18 protein-coding genes are annotated in these 18,102 nt (G+C 54.8%); 2 read left to right on the forward strand and 16 right to left on the reverse strand.

From position 1 onward, the window contains the following. Window positions 1-40 precede the first annotated feature (40 nt). From E0L13_RS04465 to E0L13_RS04475, 3 genes are read right to left on the reverse strand one after another with little or no spacing between them, the layout of a single operon-like run. On the reverse strand, window positions 41-715 hold the full coding sequence (locus E0L13_RS04465) for a thymidylate kinase (protein ID WP_168060620.1): 675 nt from the start codon (window positions 713-715) through the stop codon (window positions 41-43). Between the two features lie 5 nt (window positions 716-720). Further along, a complete protein-coding gene (locus E0L13_RS04470) occupies window positions 721-2,187 on the reverse strand; it encodes an aminotransferase class I/II-fold pyridoxal phosphate-dependent enzyme (protein ID WP_168060622.1) in 1,467 nt (488 codons plus the stop codon). 10 nt (window positions 2,188-2,197) lie between these two features. Next, the gene (locus E0L13_RS04475; RefSeq protein ID WP_168060624.1) at window positions 2,198-2,653 is read right to left on the reverse strand and encodes an NUDIX hydrolase; all 456 of its coding nucleotides are present in this window, start codon (window positions 2,651-2,653) and stop codon (window positions 2,198-2,200) included. Between the two features lie 171 nt (window positions 2,654-2,824). On the opposite strand from E0L13_RS04475, the gene E0L13_RS04480 reads away from it, so the two are divergent. Next, on the forward strand, window positions 2,825-3,655 hold the full coding sequence (locus tag E0L13_RS04480; protein ID WP_168060626.1) for a pyridoxamine kinase: 831 nt from the start codon (window positions 2,825-2,827) through the stop codon (window positions 3,653-3,655). An 856-nt stretch (window positions 3,656-4,511) separates the two neighbouring features. On the opposite strand, the gene E0L13_RS04485 is transcribed toward E0L13_RS04480, so the two are convergent. The 5 genes from E0L13_RS04485 to E0L13_RS04505 all read right to left on the reverse strand — a co-directional run bounded on the left by E0L13_RS04485 (window position 4,512) and on the right by E0L13_RS04505 (window position 10,898). Next, window positions 4,512-4,748 (reverse strand): hypothetical protein, encoded by a 237-nt coding sequence (locus E0L13_RS04485; RefSeq protein WP_168060628.1) that lies wholly within the window; start codon window positions 4,746-4,748, stop codon window positions 4,512-4,514. Between the two features lie 806 nt (window positions 4,749-5,554). Further along, window positions 5,555-6,862, reverse strand: a complete 1,308-nt coding sequence (locus E0L13_RS04490) for an L-serine ammonia-lyase, iron-sulfur-dependent, subunit alpha (protein ID WP_168060631.1) — start codon at window positions 6,860-6,862, stop codon at window positions 5,555-5,557. 18 nt (window positions 6,863-6,880) lie between these two features. Continuing rightward, the gene (locus E0L13_RS04495; RefSeq protein ID WP_239386347.1) at window positions 6,881-8,179 is read right to left on the reverse strand and encodes an amino acid permease; all 1,299 of its coding nucleotides are present in this window, start codon (window positions 8,177-8,179) and stop codon (window positions 6,881-6,883) included. A gap of 112 nt (window positions 8,180-8,291) precedes the next feature. Beyond that, on the reverse strand, window positions 8,292-8,966 hold the full coding sequence (locus E0L13_RS04500; protein ID WP_095629054.1) for a helix-turn-helix transcriptional regulator: 675 nt from the start codon (window positions 8,964-8,966) through the stop codon (window positions 8,292-8,294). Between the two features lie 318 nt (window positions 8,967-9,284). Further along, a complete protein-coding gene (locus tag E0L13_RS04505; RefSeq protein ID WP_240924656.1) occupies window positions 9,285-10,898 on the reverse strand; it encodes a gamma-glutamyltransferase family protein in 1,614 nt (537 codons plus the stop codon). Between the two features lie 231 nt (window positions 10,899-11,129). Here E0L13_RS04505 and E0L13_RS04510 point away from each other — a divergent pair, with 231 nt between their 5' ends. Continuing rightward, complete coding sequence (locus tag E0L13_RS04510; RefSeq protein WP_168060633.1) at window positions 11,130-12,074, forward strand: diacylglycerol kinase family protein; 945 nt, start codon at window positions 11,130-11,132, stop codon at window positions 12,072-12,074. A gap of 458 nt (window positions 12,075-12,532) precedes the next feature. Here the strand turns inward: E0L13_RS04510 and E0L13_RS04515 are convergent, their stop codons facing one another. From E0L13_RS04515 to E0L13_RS04545, 8 genes are all read right to left on the reverse strand, one after another. Next, window positions 12,533-12,772 (reverse strand): hypothetical protein, encoded by a 240-nt coding sequence (locus E0L13_RS04515; RefSeq protein ID WP_168060635.1) that lies wholly within the window; start codon window positions 12,770-12,772, stop codon window positions 12,533-12,535. 151 nt (window positions 12,773-12,923) lie between these two features. Next, the gene (locus E0L13_RS04520; protein WP_168060637.1) at window positions 12,924-13,259 is read right to left on the reverse strand and encodes a hypothetical protein; all 336 of its coding nucleotides are present in this window, start codon (window positions 13,257-13,259) and stop codon (window positions 12,924-12,926) included. A 79-nt stretch (window positions 13,260-13,338) separates the two neighbouring features. After that, complete coding sequence (locus tag E0L13_RS11760) at window positions 13,339-13,587, reverse strand: hypothetical protein (RefSeq protein ID WP_206081516.1); 249 nt, start codon at window positions 13,585-13,587, stop codon at window positions 13,339-13,341. Between the two features lie 30 nt (window positions 13,588-13,617). Then, window positions 13,618-14,154, reverse strand: coding sequence for an Rpn family recombination-promoting nuclease/putative transposase (locus E0L13_RS11765; protein ID WP_346766162.1), 537 nt, complete (start codon window positions 14,152-14,154; stop codon window positions 13,618-13,620). Between the two features lie 161 nt (window positions 14,155-14,315). Further along, window positions 14,316-14,912, reverse strand: coding sequence for a sigma-70 family RNA polymerase sigma factor (locus tag E0L13_RS04530; protein ID WP_168060639.1), 597 nt, complete (start codon window positions 14,910-14,912; stop codon window positions 14,316-14,318). 87 nt (window positions 14,913-14,999) lie between these two features. Beyond that, on the reverse strand, window positions 15,000-15,227 hold the full coding sequence (locus E0L13_RS04535) for a DUF2922 domain-containing protein (protein ID WP_107195605.1): 228 nt from the start codon (window positions 15,225-15,227) through the stop codon (window positions 15,000-15,002). 35 nt (window positions 15,228-15,262) lie between these two features. Further along, window positions 15,263-15,478, reverse strand: coding sequence for a DUF1659 domain-containing protein (locus E0L13_RS04540; protein WP_087478557.1), 216 nt, complete (start codon window positions 15,476-15,478; stop codon window positions 15,263-15,265). Between the two features lie 361 nt (window positions 15,479-15,839). Further along, a partial coding sequence (locus tag E0L13_RS04545; protein ID WP_206081518.1) for a YadA-like family protein occupies window positions 15,840-18,102 on the reverse strand: 2,263 nt, incomplete at its 5' end.

The raw sequence follows: 18,102 nt of genomic DNA on the forward strand, positions 1-18,102 counted from the left end.
AAAGTCTAGGTTCACCGCCAAATTCAGCCGTTTCCGGCCCTTATTTCCACAAGGCCCGGACGGCCTCGTACACGTCGTCGCAAATCGCCTCAGGCGTGCGCATCGCCAGGCCGTCGGCGCAGGCAATGCGCTGCCAGCCGTACCGCTTCGCCAGCACGTCGTAGGCGTCGTGGCACTTCCGCAGAAAGCCTTCGTTTTTCTCGTGGATGTCGCCGGTGCGGCCGCCGGTCTTTCCCGTCCGGCCGGCCATGAGCCGTTCCGTCACCGCCAGGGGCACGTCCAGGAGGACGACCATGTCCGGCTCGGGCAGGCCCAGCTTGCCGAACTCGAAATCCCACAGCCAGTCCAGGTAGGCCTCCTGCGCCGCCGCGTCGTCTATTTTAATCATCTGATACAGCATGTTGCTCGTCGTATAGCGGTCGGCGACGACGATGCCGCCGTCCTGCAGAAACGATTTCCACTGCGTCTGGTACGACGCGAAGCGGTCGACGGCGTAAAAGGCCGACGCCGCATAGGGGTTGACCCCGTCGGCGTCGCTGCCGAAGTCGCCGCGCAGGTACATCTTGACCAGCGCACTGGAATCGCTGTCGTAATCGGGAAAGCTGACGGACCGCACCGGCCGGCCTTCCGTCGCCAGCCGCTCGACGAGCATAGCCGTCTGCGTCGCCTTGCCGCTGCCGTCGCCGCCTTCGATGATAATCAATTTTCCGTTCATATGCATCATCCTTTTTGTATCACGCGAATCGTGCCAAAAGTCCCGTCGGCCGGGCCGTTGGGACTGTAGCCTCGCGCTAATTTTTCCTTTATATATATCATGACATCGGCCGTAATCTCTTCTCCCAGCCCGACGGCGGGAATGCCCGGCGGATAAAAGGTCACCGTCTCGGCGGCGACGCGGCCCAGGGACTCGGCAAAGGGCACGGCCTCCGTCTCGGCATTCCAGGCCTCCTGAGGCGGCACGACGACGCAGGGGACCGGCAGGGGCAGCTCTGCCATCCGATGACTGGTTCCTGCCGTCCGTCCAGATAGCCCTTCGGCGACGCGGCGGCACGCCCGGCACAGCGTCCGGGCTGTCTCTTCATCGTCGCCCATCGTCATGAGGGTCAGCACGTGATTCCCTGCCGTCAGCTCCGCCTCGACGCCTTCCTGCCGTAGGAGCTTTTCAGCCTGCCTGCCGTCCAGACCCAAGCCGGAGAAATCGATGGTCACCTTCGTCTCGTCGAAGGCCCCCACGGCGTCGTAGGCAGTAATTTCTGTCCCGAAGGAATACAGGCCGTCTATGCCGTTGAGTTCCGAACGTACCTGGCGGGCCAGCCCGACGGCCTGCCCGACGAGTTCCGTCCCATGAAGGGCCAGCTGCCGGCGGGCGCTGTCCAGGGATGCCAAAAACCAATAATGGGGACTCGTAGACTGGACGAGGGCCATGGCCGCGGCGACCTTATCCGTCAGGGGAAAGGCGCGGCGGCAGTGGAGCATAGACGTCTGCGTCAGGGAGCCCGTCAGCTTATGGGTGCTCTGAGCCGTGCAGTCGGCGCCGCAGGATAAGGCATCCTTCGGCAAATCGCCGCAAAAGGGCAGGTGAGCCCCGTGGGCTTCGTCGACGAGGACGAACATCCCCTGTTCATGGGCATAGCGGGCCATTTCCTCCAGATTTCCGGCAACGCCGTCATACGTCGGGTAAGTGAACAAGACGGCCTTAGCCTGCGGGCAGGCGGCAATGGCGGCCTGCAAGCTTTCCAGGTCGGGTCCCAAAGAAATTTGCTCTTTTTCGGCAAAGCGGCTCTCCATGTACACCGGTATGGCGCCGCTCAGTATGAGGCCGCCCATGACCGACCGGTGAGCCTCCCGCGGAATGATGATATAATCGCCGCGTCGGCAGACAGCCAGTATCATGGCTTCGATGCAGGCCGTCGTGCCGTTGACGGAAAAGAAGGTCCGTCCCGCGCCGTATAGGTCCGCCGCCAGCTCCATGGCCTCCTTCAGCGGCCCTTCAGGCTGGAACAAATCGTCCAGCGCATACATCAGCCCCAAATCGCGGCGCAGGGCGTCGCCGAACAGGCCGCGCTGATAGGTTGAGCTGCTCCGCCCGCCCTTGTGCCCCGGCGTGTGAAAGGGCGTCATGCCGAGCCGGCAGTAGGCTTCCAGCGCCTCGACAAAGGGAGCCCGTTCCTGTCTCTTTCTATCCATTTGCATCTCCTCAATCGATCGCTAAAAAATCGCGCAGCAGCTCGTAGCTCCGCTCGTAAGCAAAGCCCTTCATCTGCCGCAGGGACCGCCGCAGGGAGCCGTGAATCCGGTAGGTGTGAAACTCTTCCGGCGACACCCAGCGATAGGCCAGATGCTCGTCCGACAAGACGACGTCGCCGCTGTCTGCCAGGGCCGAAAAGATGACGCCGTTTAAAAACTGGCCGTCCCGCTTCTGATAGCTCCAAATGCCGACAGGCGCTTCGAGATCCACAGTCAGTCCCGTTTCCTCCCGCACCTCCCGACGCAGACCGGCTTCGAAATCCTCCGTAAAATGCAGTCCGCCGCCGGGAAATTCCCAGTGGTGGAGCCCTTCGGCGTCGTTTTTCTGCAGCAACAGCAGCCGCCCTTCAAAAAATACCATGGCTTTTACGCTCAGTCCCATAATTACCCGTTCCTCTTGGGCCATCCTAATTCCTCCATCTCCATGCCAACAGATTTTCTGTTATTATATCATAGGACAGACGCCGCGAGTAGATTGGCCGCGAAGAATACAGAATCGCCCCTATCTGTCTCATTTACTCCTGCCAGATAATGCGGTAAAATGGGTATACAGTTTACGCGAGGAGGCGCGATATTTATGGCAACCAAACGAGTGCTTGCAATTCACGACATGTGTTCCTTCGGCCGCTGTTCCCTGACTGCCGCCATTCCCGTCATTTCCGCCATGGGAATCCAGGTATGTCCCTTTCCGACGGCCATGTTCAGCAATAATCTTACCTACGGAAACTACACCTTTTCCGATTTTACGCCCCATATGAACGGCTTTATGGATAAATGGCAAGAGCTGGGCCTTTCCTACGACGCCATCTACAGCGGCTTTCTGGCCGACGCCGGCCAAATCGCCATCGTAACCGACGCCATCCGCCGCTTCGCCAGCGAAGATACGCTGATCGTCGTCGACCCGGCCATGGCCGACAACGGCGTCCTGTACCCCGTCTTTACGCCGGATATCGTCACGGAAATGAAAAAGCTCGTCAGCCGCGCGACCATCGTCACGCCGAACTATACGGAAGCCTGCCTGCTGCTGGGCACATCCTTCGACGAAACGGTTCCCAATACGCAGCGCATCCGGGAAGTATGCAGCGGACTAGCCGAGCTGGGCCCGCAGAAAATCGTCGTCACCAGCGTGCCCGCGCCAAACGAAGAAATCAAAGTCGCCAGCTACGACGCGGCGACGGCTACCTTCGACGAAAGCTCGACGCCCCGCATCCCCTTCAGCACCTGCGGCACCGGCGACCTCTTCGCCAGCGTCCTGACCGGCGCAACGATGAACGGCGCGTCGCTCCACGACGCAGTGCTGCAGGCGATGGACTTTGTCAGCCGTGCCATCGAGTACACCTATCAATCCGGATCGGACTACCGCGAAGGCGTCCAGTTCGAACCGTGCCTGTCCCGCCTGATACGATAAGGCCGGTCAGATAGGCATAGGCAGGCGGCGAATTTCCTTGACGAGGATTTCCATACCCGATATAATAAAGGTGAAATAAAAAATGAGGCATTACACCGACAAACGGTTATAAGCCCCTAATAGTAACAGTAGAAATATACCGCCAACGTTTAGCGACTATGGGCGGTTATTTCTTTTGCGTCAAAAGAACCAAAACGATGAGCAACAATAAGAAAATGTTCATATCGTTCATGGGCATCACCCCCATTCCGTTCAAATGGATAGGGGCGATATAACCGCCTGCCGTTGTGTATGTAATGCCTGTGGCAATATGATACATATGCCGACGCTAATTTTCCTTGACAGCCTTCTCGCTGCCCGATATCATAAAGATGGAATAAAAACGAGGCATTACACCGACAAACGGGTACAGCCCCTACAATTTTAAGCAAGAAATATGCCGCCTAAGTTTGGAGACTGAGGGCGGTTATTTCTTTTGTAAAAGAACCAACAAGTGAACAGCAACACCAGATAAGCTCCTTCTCCGCCTTACAGTATGACGGGGAGGGAGCTTATTTGGTTTATGCCGCAGGGATGCGGTTTTATATACACGTAGGGGGTATTTTCCAAATATGCAGGGGGTATCTGGAAAAGGGCGTCATTCCATGTCGAAAGACAAACAAGGTAACATACCGAGACAGAAAGAGGTGTCTGCCCTGCAAGGGAAATGAGACGGCATGAGCATAATGCCCTGTATGACAACGGCAGTACATAAAGCCAGCAGCGAACTCACAAACGCATCGGGCTCAGATACATACCTGAACCCGATGCGTTTGCGTTGTTAGTATCCTAAGAGATGGTTCCCTGTTACACGGAGTTAGTTCTTATCATTCGTGCCTTCCGTATCCTTATTCTTCAACTGTTCGAGCTCTGCCTTCAGCATTTCGATTTCCTGCTTCATCGCTTCCATCTGCTGCTTCGTTTCAGTATCCTGAACAACTGGAGCTTCCGATGCGCCTTCGCCGACGCGGAAGGTTACGCCGACATTGGCCGCCGTCTTGCGTTCGCCTTCAAAGGAGGTCGAGCCGCCGATGGCCGCGGCCAATCTGCCCAAGCCAGCAAGACAGCAGACAGGAAAATACAGCGTTTCTCCCCTGTTTGCCTATCGAAAAAGGCACTGCCAGCCATATATCATACAAGCCGATTCGACATGGCAAGCAGGCCTTAGCAATCACTGCAACGCAGCAGTATGCCGTACCGATCTTCACCTTTATTGCCGCAGGGCAAGCATACTACCTAAAGGGGGATAGCGGCAGATACGTCATACAGGCTATACGGATCTCATTTCTGTAAAACCAATATGTGGCATGGGATATACAAGACTTTCTCCTTTGTTCCCGAACATGAAACACGCCTGATAGGTATCTCCACCGCGATGAGTAGGTCATACACCTCCTTTTCTGTAGCTGAACCCCCGGAAAAGCCTCAGGTTCAGCAGCAAGATATAAAAACGGATTGCATTCATCGGCACGGCATCGCCGCATACACGCGTCGTCAGCCATGCGGCCCATGTCCTATAAAGACAGCAACTTGGGGTGTTCCAACAAATCAGCCGTCAGCTCCTCCCTTTACGGATAGACGGCAAAGCCCCAAAACGCAGAGCAGTACAGACACAATAAAAGGCAAGGATACAAAGAAGAACAATCCATTCTCCCACGCCCCCTATTTCCGCCATCCCCCCATTGCCGCGCCATAGGGTGCCATAGTTTTAATTCCTATGCCTAGTTATTTCTCTAAAGTCCAGCCTTCCGCCTTCCTGAATTTTTTACATAACAAAAAAACACGAGCGGGAAATATCCCGAGCTCGTGTTTCTTTGTTATGTATTATGAAGGGTGTAAGGTATCAGTTACTCTGCCAAATTAGCAGCCTTTGTTTTTGTGGAGCATGATGTTGAGGATTTCGTCGTCCGTTACCTTCATGCCCTGGCAGGCCAGGCAGCCTACGTTGCGGACGCATTCGTCTACGTCGTGGGCTACGAGGCCGTCGTCGCCGCCGACGCGGATGTTGTCGAGGGCCAGCATGACGGAGCGGTATGCCGACGAGACGGCCGTGACGACCTTCATGGAGCAGCTGTTGGCCGCGCCGTCGCAGACCATGCCGATGGCGTCGCCGGTCATGCTGCAGATGGCGTTGCTGATGGTCTGTTCAGCGTGTTCTCTGTCGAGGAGCCAGGCCATGCCCGACGCCGAGCCCATCGATGCCGTCAAGGTCGCGCACAGGGCGGACAGCTTCGGCAGGAAGGAATGGGTGTAAATGGCCATCATGTGGGACAATACCATGGCGCGGAGACGGTCTTCGTCGTTGGCTTTGACATAGTCGGCTACGACGACGACAGGTTCCGTCGCCGAAATGCCCTGGTTGCCCGAGCCGGAGTTGGTCATGGCCGGCAGGGGAGCGCCGCCCATGCGGGCGTCGGAGGCAGCGACCGTGCGGATGACGACTTCGTTCATCAGGTCCTTGCCGACGAAGCCTTTTTCCTGCTTGCGCTGGAGGGCGCAGCCGATGGCCAGGCCGTATTTGCCCGTCAGGCCTTCTTTGGAGAGGGCGTCGTTCAGGGCTTCGGCCTGCTTCATGAAATCGACCTGTTCCAGAGGAACGTTTTCGGCGAATTCGATGATTTCTTTCACGGACAAGCCGTTGAGGAAGGCGTTCTTTTCTTCCAGGCTGTTGTCTTCTTCCTGTTCGGCGTTGAAGATGACTTCGCCGTCTTTTTCAATGCGGATGACGTTGGTGTGGGAGTCGGCGATGCAGGCCTTGACGGTGTGTTCCTTGCCTTTGACCAGCGCTTCCGAATAGAGGACGTTGGGAACTTCGCGGGCAATGCCGACCGTAACAAGACCCGTATCTACCATTTGCTTGCCGGCTTCTACGATGTCTTCGGCAATGCCGTTGAGGACCTGGAGGCCCTTTTCCGGGTCGCCGCCCAAGGCGCCGACAGCTGCGGCGATATATAAGCCGGGACGGCCCGTGCCGGGCACCATGACGCCCATGCCGTTTTTCATCAGGTTTGCCGATACGCGGGCTTCGATGGACTGGACCGGTTCGCCCAATTCACGGGCAGCCGTAGCCGCAGCGAAGGCCAGCGATACAGGTTCCGTACATCCCGTTGCCGGAACGACGTCCGTCTTCATGATTTCAATCATTCTTTCCCATTTTGCGTTTATCATACTATCATGCGCTCCTTTTTACGAAAATGCCAAGAACGGAGAAATAACTAACAAGATGCCGGTGAAGATGATGATCTTCAGACTGAGATCCTTAAACTGATGCAGCATCGGCACTTTATAAACTAAGTAAGCCGGAATCAGGCAGCCGACGAGGCCGAAGATGGGGCTGCAGATGGACGTAAAGCTGAGGACCGGCGCGTTGAGCACGATAGCGCCCCAGGATACGAGGACGGCGAAGATGAGGATGCCGAATTTCAGAGCGCCCTTATTGATACGTTCTTCCGGCATCATGCGGCGCAGGCAGTTGAGGGCGATGCCGTGGCAGGCTTCGCGGAAGCCGAGGAATACGCTGAAGTATGCCGTCATGACGGCGAAGATGTTCAGAACCAGGCTCATGATGCGGACGGAGTTGCCTTCAAAGCCCTGTGCGGCCATAGCCAGGGAGGAAATATTCTTGGAGTACGCTTCAACGGCCTGGTCGTGACCCATGGCGAGGTTGAAGGAAATGGCATAGAAGAATACGACGACGAAGAGGATGCCGAAGGCGATGTTCATCGCGCGGATCGCCTTGTAGCGGGCGACTTCGATGGACTTGTTGTGGGCCCGGTAGGAAATAACCATGGGGCTCAGGCTCTGGATGAACAGGATAGACGTAAGCGTAAAGGGCAGCATGATGATCGTCTGCTTGATGAGGTATTCAAAGTCGGGGAAGGAGCCGAAGTTGGCCAAATCCCAGTGCTGTACCATGATGACGCCCAAGATGGCAATAACGCCGATTTTCGTCAGAACCATGCCCGTAGACAGCTTGAAGAGCAGCTTTTCACCGCGGGAAGCCAGGGCTACGAGGATGCAGATAATGGCTAAGCCATAGAAGGGGTTATCTGAAAGGACCGTGTCCGTCACGCCGAAGGTATGGAGGAAGGACGCGCTGTCGTTGGTAATCGCCGTAGAATATACGAATACCCAGATAACCAGCATGATGAAATACAATACGCCGAGGAAGAAGCCCCAGTTCTTGCCGAGGTAGCCGGCGATGATGCTGGGATAGTCTTCTGCTTTTTCTGCGGCAGCCAAGGTATTAATAAATAATTTCTGGAACAAATACATGGCCGGATAGCCGATAACAGAAGATAACAAATAAATCCAAATCCCGGCGATACCTACCTGTACGGGGAGAAATACGATACCGGCGCCGATAGCCATGCCGATGCTCATAATGACCCAGCCCCAGTCGGTGCCGTCAAACTTAATCGCTTCTTTCCATTCCGCTTCCGTCATGCCAGCTTTCTGGGCGTGAGTCAACTTCGTTGTTGCCATGTTAAAAATCCATCTCCTTTACAAAATATATGACAAAAATATAAATAAATACCGGCTTCGTCCCCTATTCCAAATCCGATACATTAAACCAGTTTCAAATCAGCTCGTCCGCTTATTCTTCCCGGCGGATGCGCTGCAAATACCGATATACCGTCGGCTCCGACACCTCCAGCCGCTCGGCGAGGGCTGAAATCCCGCCTTTGAGCAGGAACAGGCCGTCTTCATTCAAATCATGGCTGACCTGAATGCGTTCTTTCATGGACAGGCGCTTCGGCTCTACGGGATATTCCGCCAGCCGCTTGTCGATCATGCTCTCGATGGCGTCGCCGGCGTTTTTATACAAATTCTCGACGGCGTCGGCAGGCACGGCGTCTTCGTGGCTTGCCGGAAGGAATTCTTCCAGCTTCAGGCCTTTAAGGATTTCCTTATCGATGATCTCCCGGGCCGTGATGTAAGGCTGCACGTCGTAGTTGAGGCACAGCACGCCGATGATCGAGCCTTCGTCGCCTCGGATAAAATAAGAAGACGAGCGAAACAGATGACCCGTACTTCCCTTGCCGTGGTAATTGACGACGTACTGCGTTTGTTCTTTGTCGCCCTGGCGAAGGAGCTTCAGCACCATATCGGTCAGCGAGCCGCCGATACTGCGTCCGCTTAGATGTCCATTCGCAATAGCCACGATAGAATGTTCCGGATCGCTTACATCATGTAATACTACTTCACAATGTTCCCCTAAGGCTTTTCCCAAAAATTCTACTAATGGTATATAGGTCTCTAATTTTCTCATGTCGTCCCCTCCTTTCTTATTTCGATAAGATTTTATCATCGCAATAAATTTTTTGCAATGTCTTTTGCAAAAAATATTCGCCATATACTAAAATCGCAATTACAGGCCATAAGTAATGCATTTATAGTATATTTTGTCCTTTCAGGACATGACAAAAAGACTGACAGCGTACGCAGGCGCCGTATGCTGTCAGTCTTGCCAAAGAAATGTTATGCCTAATTTTTTATTGTCATGCAAAAAATTTGTCTGTGAAAAACGGTACAAACAAGGCCTTGTTTCCCGTCGGAAGAACCGGGACAGGCTCGCTGGCTCCGTCCCTTACCAGGCGGCGACGACGCCGTCAGCCCGGGGTTCTGTCGCTCCCATGAGGACGCCTTCGTCATTTCTCCAGATGATCTGGCCCCGTCCGTACGAAATGATGTTGGGATTGACGACGACGTCGTGTCCCCTGGCCCGCAGGCCTTCTACGATTTCAGACGGAACGGCCGGCTCTACTTCGATGCGCTTGCCGCCGACCCACTGCCAGCGCGGCGCGTCGAGGGCCGCCTGGGGGTTGAGGTGGTAATCGATGGTGTTCATGAGGACCTGCATCTGTCCCTGCGGCTGCATGAAGCCGCCCATGACGCCGAAGGGGCCTATGGGCTGCCCGTCCTTGGTCAAGAAGCCGGGGATGATCGTGTGGTACGATTTCTTGCGCGGGCCGACGCAGTTGTCGCTGCTGCGATCCATACTGAAATTGCTGCCCCTGTCGCTCAGGGCGATGCCCCGTCCCGGAATGACGATGCCCGAGCCGAAGCCGTCGAAGTTGCTCTGGATATACGAGACCATATTGCCTTCCGCGTCGGCGGCGCACAGGTAGACCGTGCCGCCGTTATTGGCGTCTGTCGGCGTCGGCAGCACCGCTTCTTCGCCGATGAGGCTGCGGCGCATGTCGGCGTATTCGTCAGACAGCCAGTAGGACACGTCGGTCTTCATGAACCGCGGGTCGGCAATGTACTGGCGGCCGTCCGTAAAAGCCAGCTTCATGGCTTCAATCTGCCGGTGGAAGGACTTGACTGTATCCCGCTCAGCAAAATCGAAGCCCTTGGCGATGTTCATGGCCATCAGCACGACTAGGCCGTGGCCGTTCGGCGGAATCTCCCACACGTCGTAGCCCCGGTAGTTCGTATGGATGGGCTCGACCCACTGGGGCTTGTATTCCGCCAGATCGTCCCTGCGGATATAGCCGCCGGTCCTGCGCGACCAGTCGTCTATGGCGTCGGCCAGCTCGCCATCGTACAATGCCCGGCAGCGCGTATCACGCAGCAGGCGCAGCGACGCGGCATGATCGGGAAGGCGCAGGATTTCCCCGGCCTGGGCCGGCCGCCCTTGCGGGAAAAAGGTGGAAAACAGCCCGGAAAAGGCTTCTTCCTCCCGGTAGGGCGCGAAGCTTTCCCAGCTTTCGGCCAGCATGGCCGCCAAATTCGGCATGACGGCATAGCCGTGTTCAGCGTAATAGATTGCCGGCTCAAAGAGAGCTTCAAAGGGCAGCTTGCCGAACTGCTCGTGGATTTCCGCCCAAGACGCCGGCGCGCCCGGCACCATGACCGGCGCCCAGCCCCGGTGCGGCACGGCGTCTAAGCCTTTATCATGCAGGCTGTCCCACGTCAGCCCCTGGGGCGACCAGCCGCTGCCGTTCAGGCCGTGGAGCCTGCCCTTCGTCCAGATGAGGGCGAAGGCGTCGCTGCCCAGGCCGTTGCTCGTCGGCTCCAGGACGACTAAGCTGATAGCCGTCGCCAAGGCGGCGTCCACGGCGTTGCCTCCCTGCTTGAGCATATCGAGGCCCGCCTGGGCGGCCAGGGTCTGGGACGTGCACACCATGCCGCGGCGGCCGTATACGACCTCCCGGCGCGAGGCGTAGGGGTAACAGGCCGCGTCAAATTGTATATCCATTGTCATTCCTCCCTTATGATACGCGTTGCTGCCGCTATATTTTACTATAATATGTAGTTCGACGGCAGGCGGTCAACTCCTTTTCCATAGCCGTCATGTTTTGGCTGTAAAAATTTTTTTACAAATCCCCCCTTCCCGTCTTCACTTGCGAATCGTTTCTGGCTATAATAATAGTACATTATTACAGCCTACAGCTACGGCGTATTTTAACAGCATGGAGGGATATGTACTTTGGAACGGTGTATGCTGATCATCAACCCGACAGCCGGCCGGGAACGGGCCAAATATCATAAGGACGCACTGAAAGCGCAGCTGGAGACTATGTTTGATTTCGTAGAGCTGAGACAGACGGAGAAAGCCGGCGATGCGACAGCCTGGGCGAAAGAAGCCTCCCTTGACGGATTCCACGCCGTATTTTCCATGGGCGGCGACGGCACGCTGAATGAAACCATCAACGGCTTGGCTCAGGCCAACCGCCCCATCAACTTCGGATTCATCCCTCTGGGTACGGTCAACGACCTGGCCAGGGCCCTGCGCATTCCCCTGCACCCTGAAGCAGCCATTGCCATGCTCAAGCACTGCCGGACGACGAAGGTCGACATCGCCCGGGCCAACGACTGCTATTTCGTCAACACCATCGCCGCCGGCATCATGCCCGAAGCCGTCGGCCACGTCTCCATCGAGCAGAAAACCCGCCTCGGGCCGTTGGCCTATTTCCTCACGGGCATCAAGGCCCTGCAGAACCACCAGACGTCGCTGTTTAAAATCGAAACGGACGATGGCAAAATGATTTACCGCTCGCCTCTGCTCGTCGCCATGCTGACCAGCTCCGTCGGCAGTTTCCGCAACATCGCCCCCCAGGCCCGCGTAGACGACGGCAAGATCTGGCTGGCCGTATTCAAGGATTTTACCTATTTGGACCTGCTCAAGCTCGTGCCGGAATTTCTCGCCGGCGCGCCCCTGAGCAGCGAATACATGACCCTCATGACGACGACCCGGGCCAAGATCTCCATCGTAGACGACCATCCCCTGTCGACCAATATGGACGGCGACGAAGGGCCGGCCTTCCCCCTCGATTTGGAAGTGCTGCCGTCGTTTTTGACGGTCTACGTACCGGACACGCCGGACGCAGCCCGTCCTCACGCATTTCCCCTCAACATACCGGGCATCCCATAAGACTTATACAAAACCAATGAAAGTAAAAAAACAGACCGAAAGACGACCCATGTTCCTCGTCCTTCGGTCTGTTTCGTATGTTCTGCGCCGGGGCATGGCGTATGCTCTGAGAAAAGAATCACGCAGCCCTTCACCGTTATCTTCCCACGGATGCCAAACGCATGCGTCCTCAGCATCCGGCACAATAGTCCCGATGAAATATCGCCCCATTCCCGATCCACTGAGACGGCTCTCAATTGCTGCGTCGCCTCGCCGTCTACGTACCGCAAAACACCTGCATAGCCTTCGCGCTGTCGCTTTTACAAAAGGCCTGCACAAAGGCCCCTTCCGCCGCTTTTCCATCGACGTACCGCAGGAACGCCCGTATATCCGGGTCCAACGCCTCGCTGTCGTCTGTGCAAAAACGAAATTCTATCTTACAACATAAGGCGTCTACTCCCGCAGGCACCTTGCCCAAATTACAGCAAATGATTCCTTTTTCCTAATTCTACTACATACTCAACCGATACACGCGCACATCTAGCAGTAGTCTCTTTAGAAATACCTTCACGCAGCATTTCTAATATCATCATTGTCTCTTTCTTTTGCTCGCCCGTTCTCTCGCCTTCGGCAAACATTCTCTTTAACTCCATCGCCAACGTCATATATTCTCGCCTCGTTTCTTTATGCTGCTTGATAGCTTTCACTTCCGTATCCAAGGCCTGCACAAACGCCCCCTCCGCCGCTTTTCCATCAACGTACCGCAGAAACGCCTGCACGTCTGAGAGCCAGCAGCTCCTGTCGTCTTTGCAAAAACGAGATCCCATCTCATGAAATAAGGCACCCGCTTCCGCAAATGCCTTACTCAGATTACAACAAATGATTCTTTTTTCCTAATTCCATGATATATTCTACCGAGGTTTGCGCACATTCTGCAATGCTCTCTACGGAAAATCCCTTCCGCAGCATCGCTAGTATCATTTTTAACCGTTCTTCTTGCCGCCCTTCTTCTCGCCCCTCTTCTCGGCCTTCTTCTCGACCAAATTGTCTTTGTCTCTTTAACTCCATCGCCAACGTCATATATTCTCGCCTCGTTTCTTTATGCTGCTTGATAGCTTTCACTTCCGTATCCAAGGCCTGCACAAACGCCCCCTCCGCCGCTTTTCCATCGACGTACCGCAGGAACGCCCATATATCCGGGTCCAACGTCTCGCTGTCTCCCTTGCAAAAACGAGGCCCTGCCTCACAACATAAGGCGTCCACTCCCGCAGATGCCTTATTCAGATTACAATAAGTGATTCTTTTTTCCTAGCTCTGTAACATATTCCACAGAAACACGTACATATTTTGCTATGATTTCTTTAGCAACACCGTCTTTCAGCATGTTCAAAATAATCGACGACCGCTCTTCTTCTCGGCCTTCTTTAAACTTCGCCAGCTCGCGCCGTTTAATTTCCATTGCGTACGTCATATATTCTCGCCTCGTTTCCTTGTGCTCCTTCACTCTCATGACTTCGTCTTCTACGGCTTTCATAAAGCTCCCCTCCGCCGCCTTTCCGTCTACCTATCTCAAAAACGCCCGTACATCCGGGTCCAGCGTCTCGCTGTCGCCCTTGCTGTTCAGGAATATCTTCGTCGCCTCGTCGTTCAGCTCCAAGCCGTCTTCTTCTACGCAGCGGTTCCGAAAGGTATACATGGGCCGGCCCTTGGCAAAGGCGTCGAAGGTACAAATAAATATAATATACGATGGCTTTAAGTTATCATATACGTCGCCTTTATTCAAGAGCTCCATGTCGATCATTCCCTGATAATACCGCGTCCGTTTGGCCAGGCCGTTGTTCGCTTCGTTTTCGCACTGCATTTCAATGTCGTAGACCCGGCCCGTTTCGTCCTTGACGTATACGTCGAGGCGAACGCTCTTGCTGTCCCAGCGGACGTCGATGCTCTTTTCCGTGTCAGGGTAGGTAATCTCGACGATCTTGATTTGCAGTATTTTCTCAATCAGATGCTGGCACAGCCTTTTATTCTGCATGACCTTTAAAAACAGGAAATTGCTTCCCAGTCCTTGATTCGCTTCACGGCCTCGCCGCCTTCTACTTATAGTATACTAAACATATGTACGATTCGGCAACAAATGACCTATGCCAAAAACGGCACCTTCCCCCTGTTCCAGGCACAAAAAAAAGAGCCTCTCAGCTCCCCCGTCTTCGCCACGTTCGCTCTGATGCCGGACGCACGAGCCCGCATCATCCGGCACAGCTGTCATGGCGAAATATCCTTGTATTCCTGGGCCGTCATGGCCGATTTTAATTTATGTTCCGCCCCCTTGATGACCTTACATACCTGCGAGGGCGACAAGCCGTGCAGGGCGGCGATAGCTGCCAGCGTCATATCGGCGACGTAGCGCAGATGCAAAAACCGCCGTTCCCGCTCGCTCAGGCGTCTCAGGTGCAGATCCAGGTCGTCCCGCAGGCCGACGAAGTCCATGTAGTGATGCGGGTCCGGCGCCAGCTCGTCGATAATGGGCGGCAAATCCGTCGCCGCGTCCTCACCGACGATGTTCTTCTCCACCCTCGCCCAATACACCTGGTTCTGGCGGCTTTCCCGGCGAAACCGGCTCTGAATCGTGCGGTTGAAGGCCCGCGGCGCATCCTCGTCGCTGTTCAGGTCAAAGGCGTGGATGCAGTCGATAATCGCCAAATGGGCCGTCGAACGAGCCTCGTCCATCGAGTCGTAGTGGTGGCGGTTCTTCCGAGAATGCTTGCAGATGAGGGGATGAAACTGCTCTAAAATAAATTCGACAGCTTCGGTGCTGCCGTTTTGGGCCTCGCGAATCCAAGGCCGCAGCGCTTCGGTCATTTCGAACTCCTCCAATCGATTCACATAATATGCGCCGGCAGGCGGCCTCAGGCCTTGGGCCCGAGACATGCCGCCCGGCGCGTTTTTTTACTCGTCGATGGTCTCGACGCTGCGGGTCACGATCTGGCCCTGCTTCAGCGACGCCAGGTCGCCGTCAGCCGTCGCGAAGACCTTCTTCTCGACGATCGTCTGGGCCGCCGCTTCGACCGTCGCCTTGTCCAGGCCCTCTTTCGGGTCCTTCAGGGAGTAGACGACGCTGTTGCCGCCCCCGTCGAGAAATTCGAGCTGGAGCGTTCTCGTTTTCGTCACAGCCATAGCCGGTACCTCCTTTCCCTAGTATAGTCGGGCCCTTAGGCCGAAATCTCGTGTTCCACTACTTCGCGGATCGCCGTAAACGGGTCGTCCTGCAGCGTGCCGAGAGCCGTCACGACGTCGACGATATTGGCCGGCTCTGCGCCGGACTTCAAATGAGCCAACGTGACCTGACGGGTCTTCTGCGCGCCGCTGCCGTCCTGATACGACACGGTCAGCTTCAGCTTGCTGGAAACAGGCGTACGTTCTGCCATCGGTCCTTCCTCCTTTCCCTTCACTTAGGATACGTATACTTCCGGTGAGGCGCGCCGTCCTTCCTGCTCGCCCCTCTACTGTATATGGGACATGAAGAAATATATTTATTTCCTTAAAAATCTAAATTTCCGCAAAAATCCGAAAAGGAATAGAAAGAAATAAGAGGAAATCCTTAGCATACATACGAAGCAAAGGCCAGAACATCGAAAAGATTAAATGCTATGCAGGCATATACCTTATATTTTCTGAACTTTTTATATTTCAAAAATTATTTTTGCCCAGAAAAAACGGGCCGGAGGACATCCCCCCGACCCGTATTCTCTTGCCTTCGGTCAGCCCGTCGAGGCTGCCCGTATCGTCTTACTGCTGCGGCTGCGCCGTATCTGCGCCGTCTTCCTTCGGCTGTGTCTGGCCGCTCTGTTCCATGAGGAGCTCGACCATAGCCGTCAGCTTGTCGATCTGTTCGCGCTGCTGCGCCAACTGGGCGTCCTGCGTCGCTACGACTTCCTGCATAGACTTGAGCGACTTGGCCATAGCCGTCCGAGACGTCGTCGCGCTGCCCGAGCCTGCGCCGACCTTGAAGGAAACGCCGGCGTTCACCATGTCTTCGCCGCCGCCAAATGCGCCGCCGACGCTGAACATGACGTTTTCGCTGGGACGGTAGAACGCGCCTATAGCCACGGCGCTCGCGCCGCGGTAGTTACCGAAGCCCGCCGCAAAATCCAGCTTGTTATCCGGATCAAAGTCCAGCGGATGCAAGGCCGCCAACGCCGCTGCCCCTGCGCCGACACGCTCGATGCGGTCGCCCAGCTTGTTGACTGCGCTGCCTAAGATGCCGATGTTTTCCGTGTTGCTGTTGATCTGCTGCCATGCGTCATGGAGCTGGCTGCCGTTTACGGCGTCCGTCGAATCAGCAGAAATTTCACCGGCCGCTACGCCCGTAATCTTGTTGTTGTTCATGTTGAGCGTACCGTGCATATTCGTTTCGCCCTGAACATCCAAATCGCCGCTGACATTGACGTTGCTGCCAAAGTTCGCTTCACCCGTCACGTCCAGAGTTCCGCCAACGCTTACGTCTCCCGTCACATTCAGGTCATGATCCATCGTCTGGGATTCTCCATCGTGCGTCGAAGAACCTTCCGAACCGCTGCTCGGGCCTCTGTCCGGTCTGCCCGACGGATCCCCATTGGCTGCCGGAACACTGCCGTCTTCGGACAGCGTAGAAATCGCCGCAAGGTCGTCAGCACTCAACGACGAAAGCGTATTGACTGCGCTCATATCCATGTTGCTGAGAGCGCTGAGGGTGCTGATGTTGGAGCGGGAGAAGGTAGAAAGAGTATTGCTGGCGTTTTCCAAGGTCAAAACACGTCCGTCTATATTCTTAATCGCACTTACGACACTTTCACCTTGTGCAATACTTGAACCTGTCCAATCAATCGTAGTCGAAAGCCCTCCTTCAGGAGTTACACGAACACCTACTGCATTTGCTACTGCGGAAATTGTGGTATCAAGAGTCCGAGCAGCTTGGGTCAAATCAGAACCACTAGCTATGTAATTCATACCGCTATTAAAATCCATCGATCCAACAGCTTCATTTAGCGTGCCAAGTGCTACTGTTACAGATGGCTGTTCACCTTTTAATACATTTTGTTGAGTAAAGGTTAGATCGCCAATTTTTAAATCTAGTGCAGAAATAGTATCTGTTATGCTACCATAATTTTGTCCAGTGGTGTTAGTTTCTAATACGCCTTGTCCAGTATAATGGTTATTACCAATAGCCTTATCCAACGCGCTGGCAGCGTCCGTTAAATTCATGCCGCCACTGGCTGTTTTATCTGTCAAGAAATTATTGGACGAGTAGTCGCCGTCGCCGACAATCTGATTCGTAGCATACAACTGTCCGCCATTGACAGCATCCATAGAAGTTGCCTTACTAATATCTCCAGCAGCCACGTTAGTAATCGTAGTACCATTACCGTTATTGTAGGATAAATCGACTGCTTGCTTATCTTTATTCCTATAAGTTACAGCCAAATCGGAAATACCTTGGATGTCTTGCTGAACTTCCCAAAGCTGGCTTCCATTAATAGCCTCGGTCGAATTCTCACTCACAACGCCGTCAGTCAAACCAGTAATCTTTCCACCGTTATTTGCATTGATAGTAATATTACCGATAGTGGCGCTACCATTCGTCGTAGAAAAGCTTCCCGCCGTGACGGCTCCTGTCGCGGTCAGCGTTCCCGTTTCTATGCTCGCAAGACCAGTCAAGGTTGTGGACAGACCCAATCCGTTTGTTTCATCCAGCGTTAGGTTGCTGCCGTTGACTTTGACCTGTACCTTATCGTCGGCAATTTCCAATCCTTTGCCAATATTGACGGATATTTTATTGTCGTCTCCGGCAATCATAATCCCATCACCGTCTGCATACGTCTTAATGGACTGCTTCACGTCATACAGTTGTCCGGCATTGACGGCATCTTTCGAACCAGAATCCAGATTACCGTCTTCTACATTCGTAATCTTCTGGCTGTTTGCATTCAGTCCCGTACTCGTAATATAGGTCTTGTCTCCTACTTTGAAGCTGGCCGCCGTAACGTCTCCCGTAGCCGTCAGCGAACCCGTA

This window comes from Megasphaera sp. SW808 (assembly GCF_012027795.1).
Lineage (GTDB): Bacteria > Bacillota > Negativicutes > Veillonellales > Megasphaeraceae > Megasphaera > Megasphaera stantonii.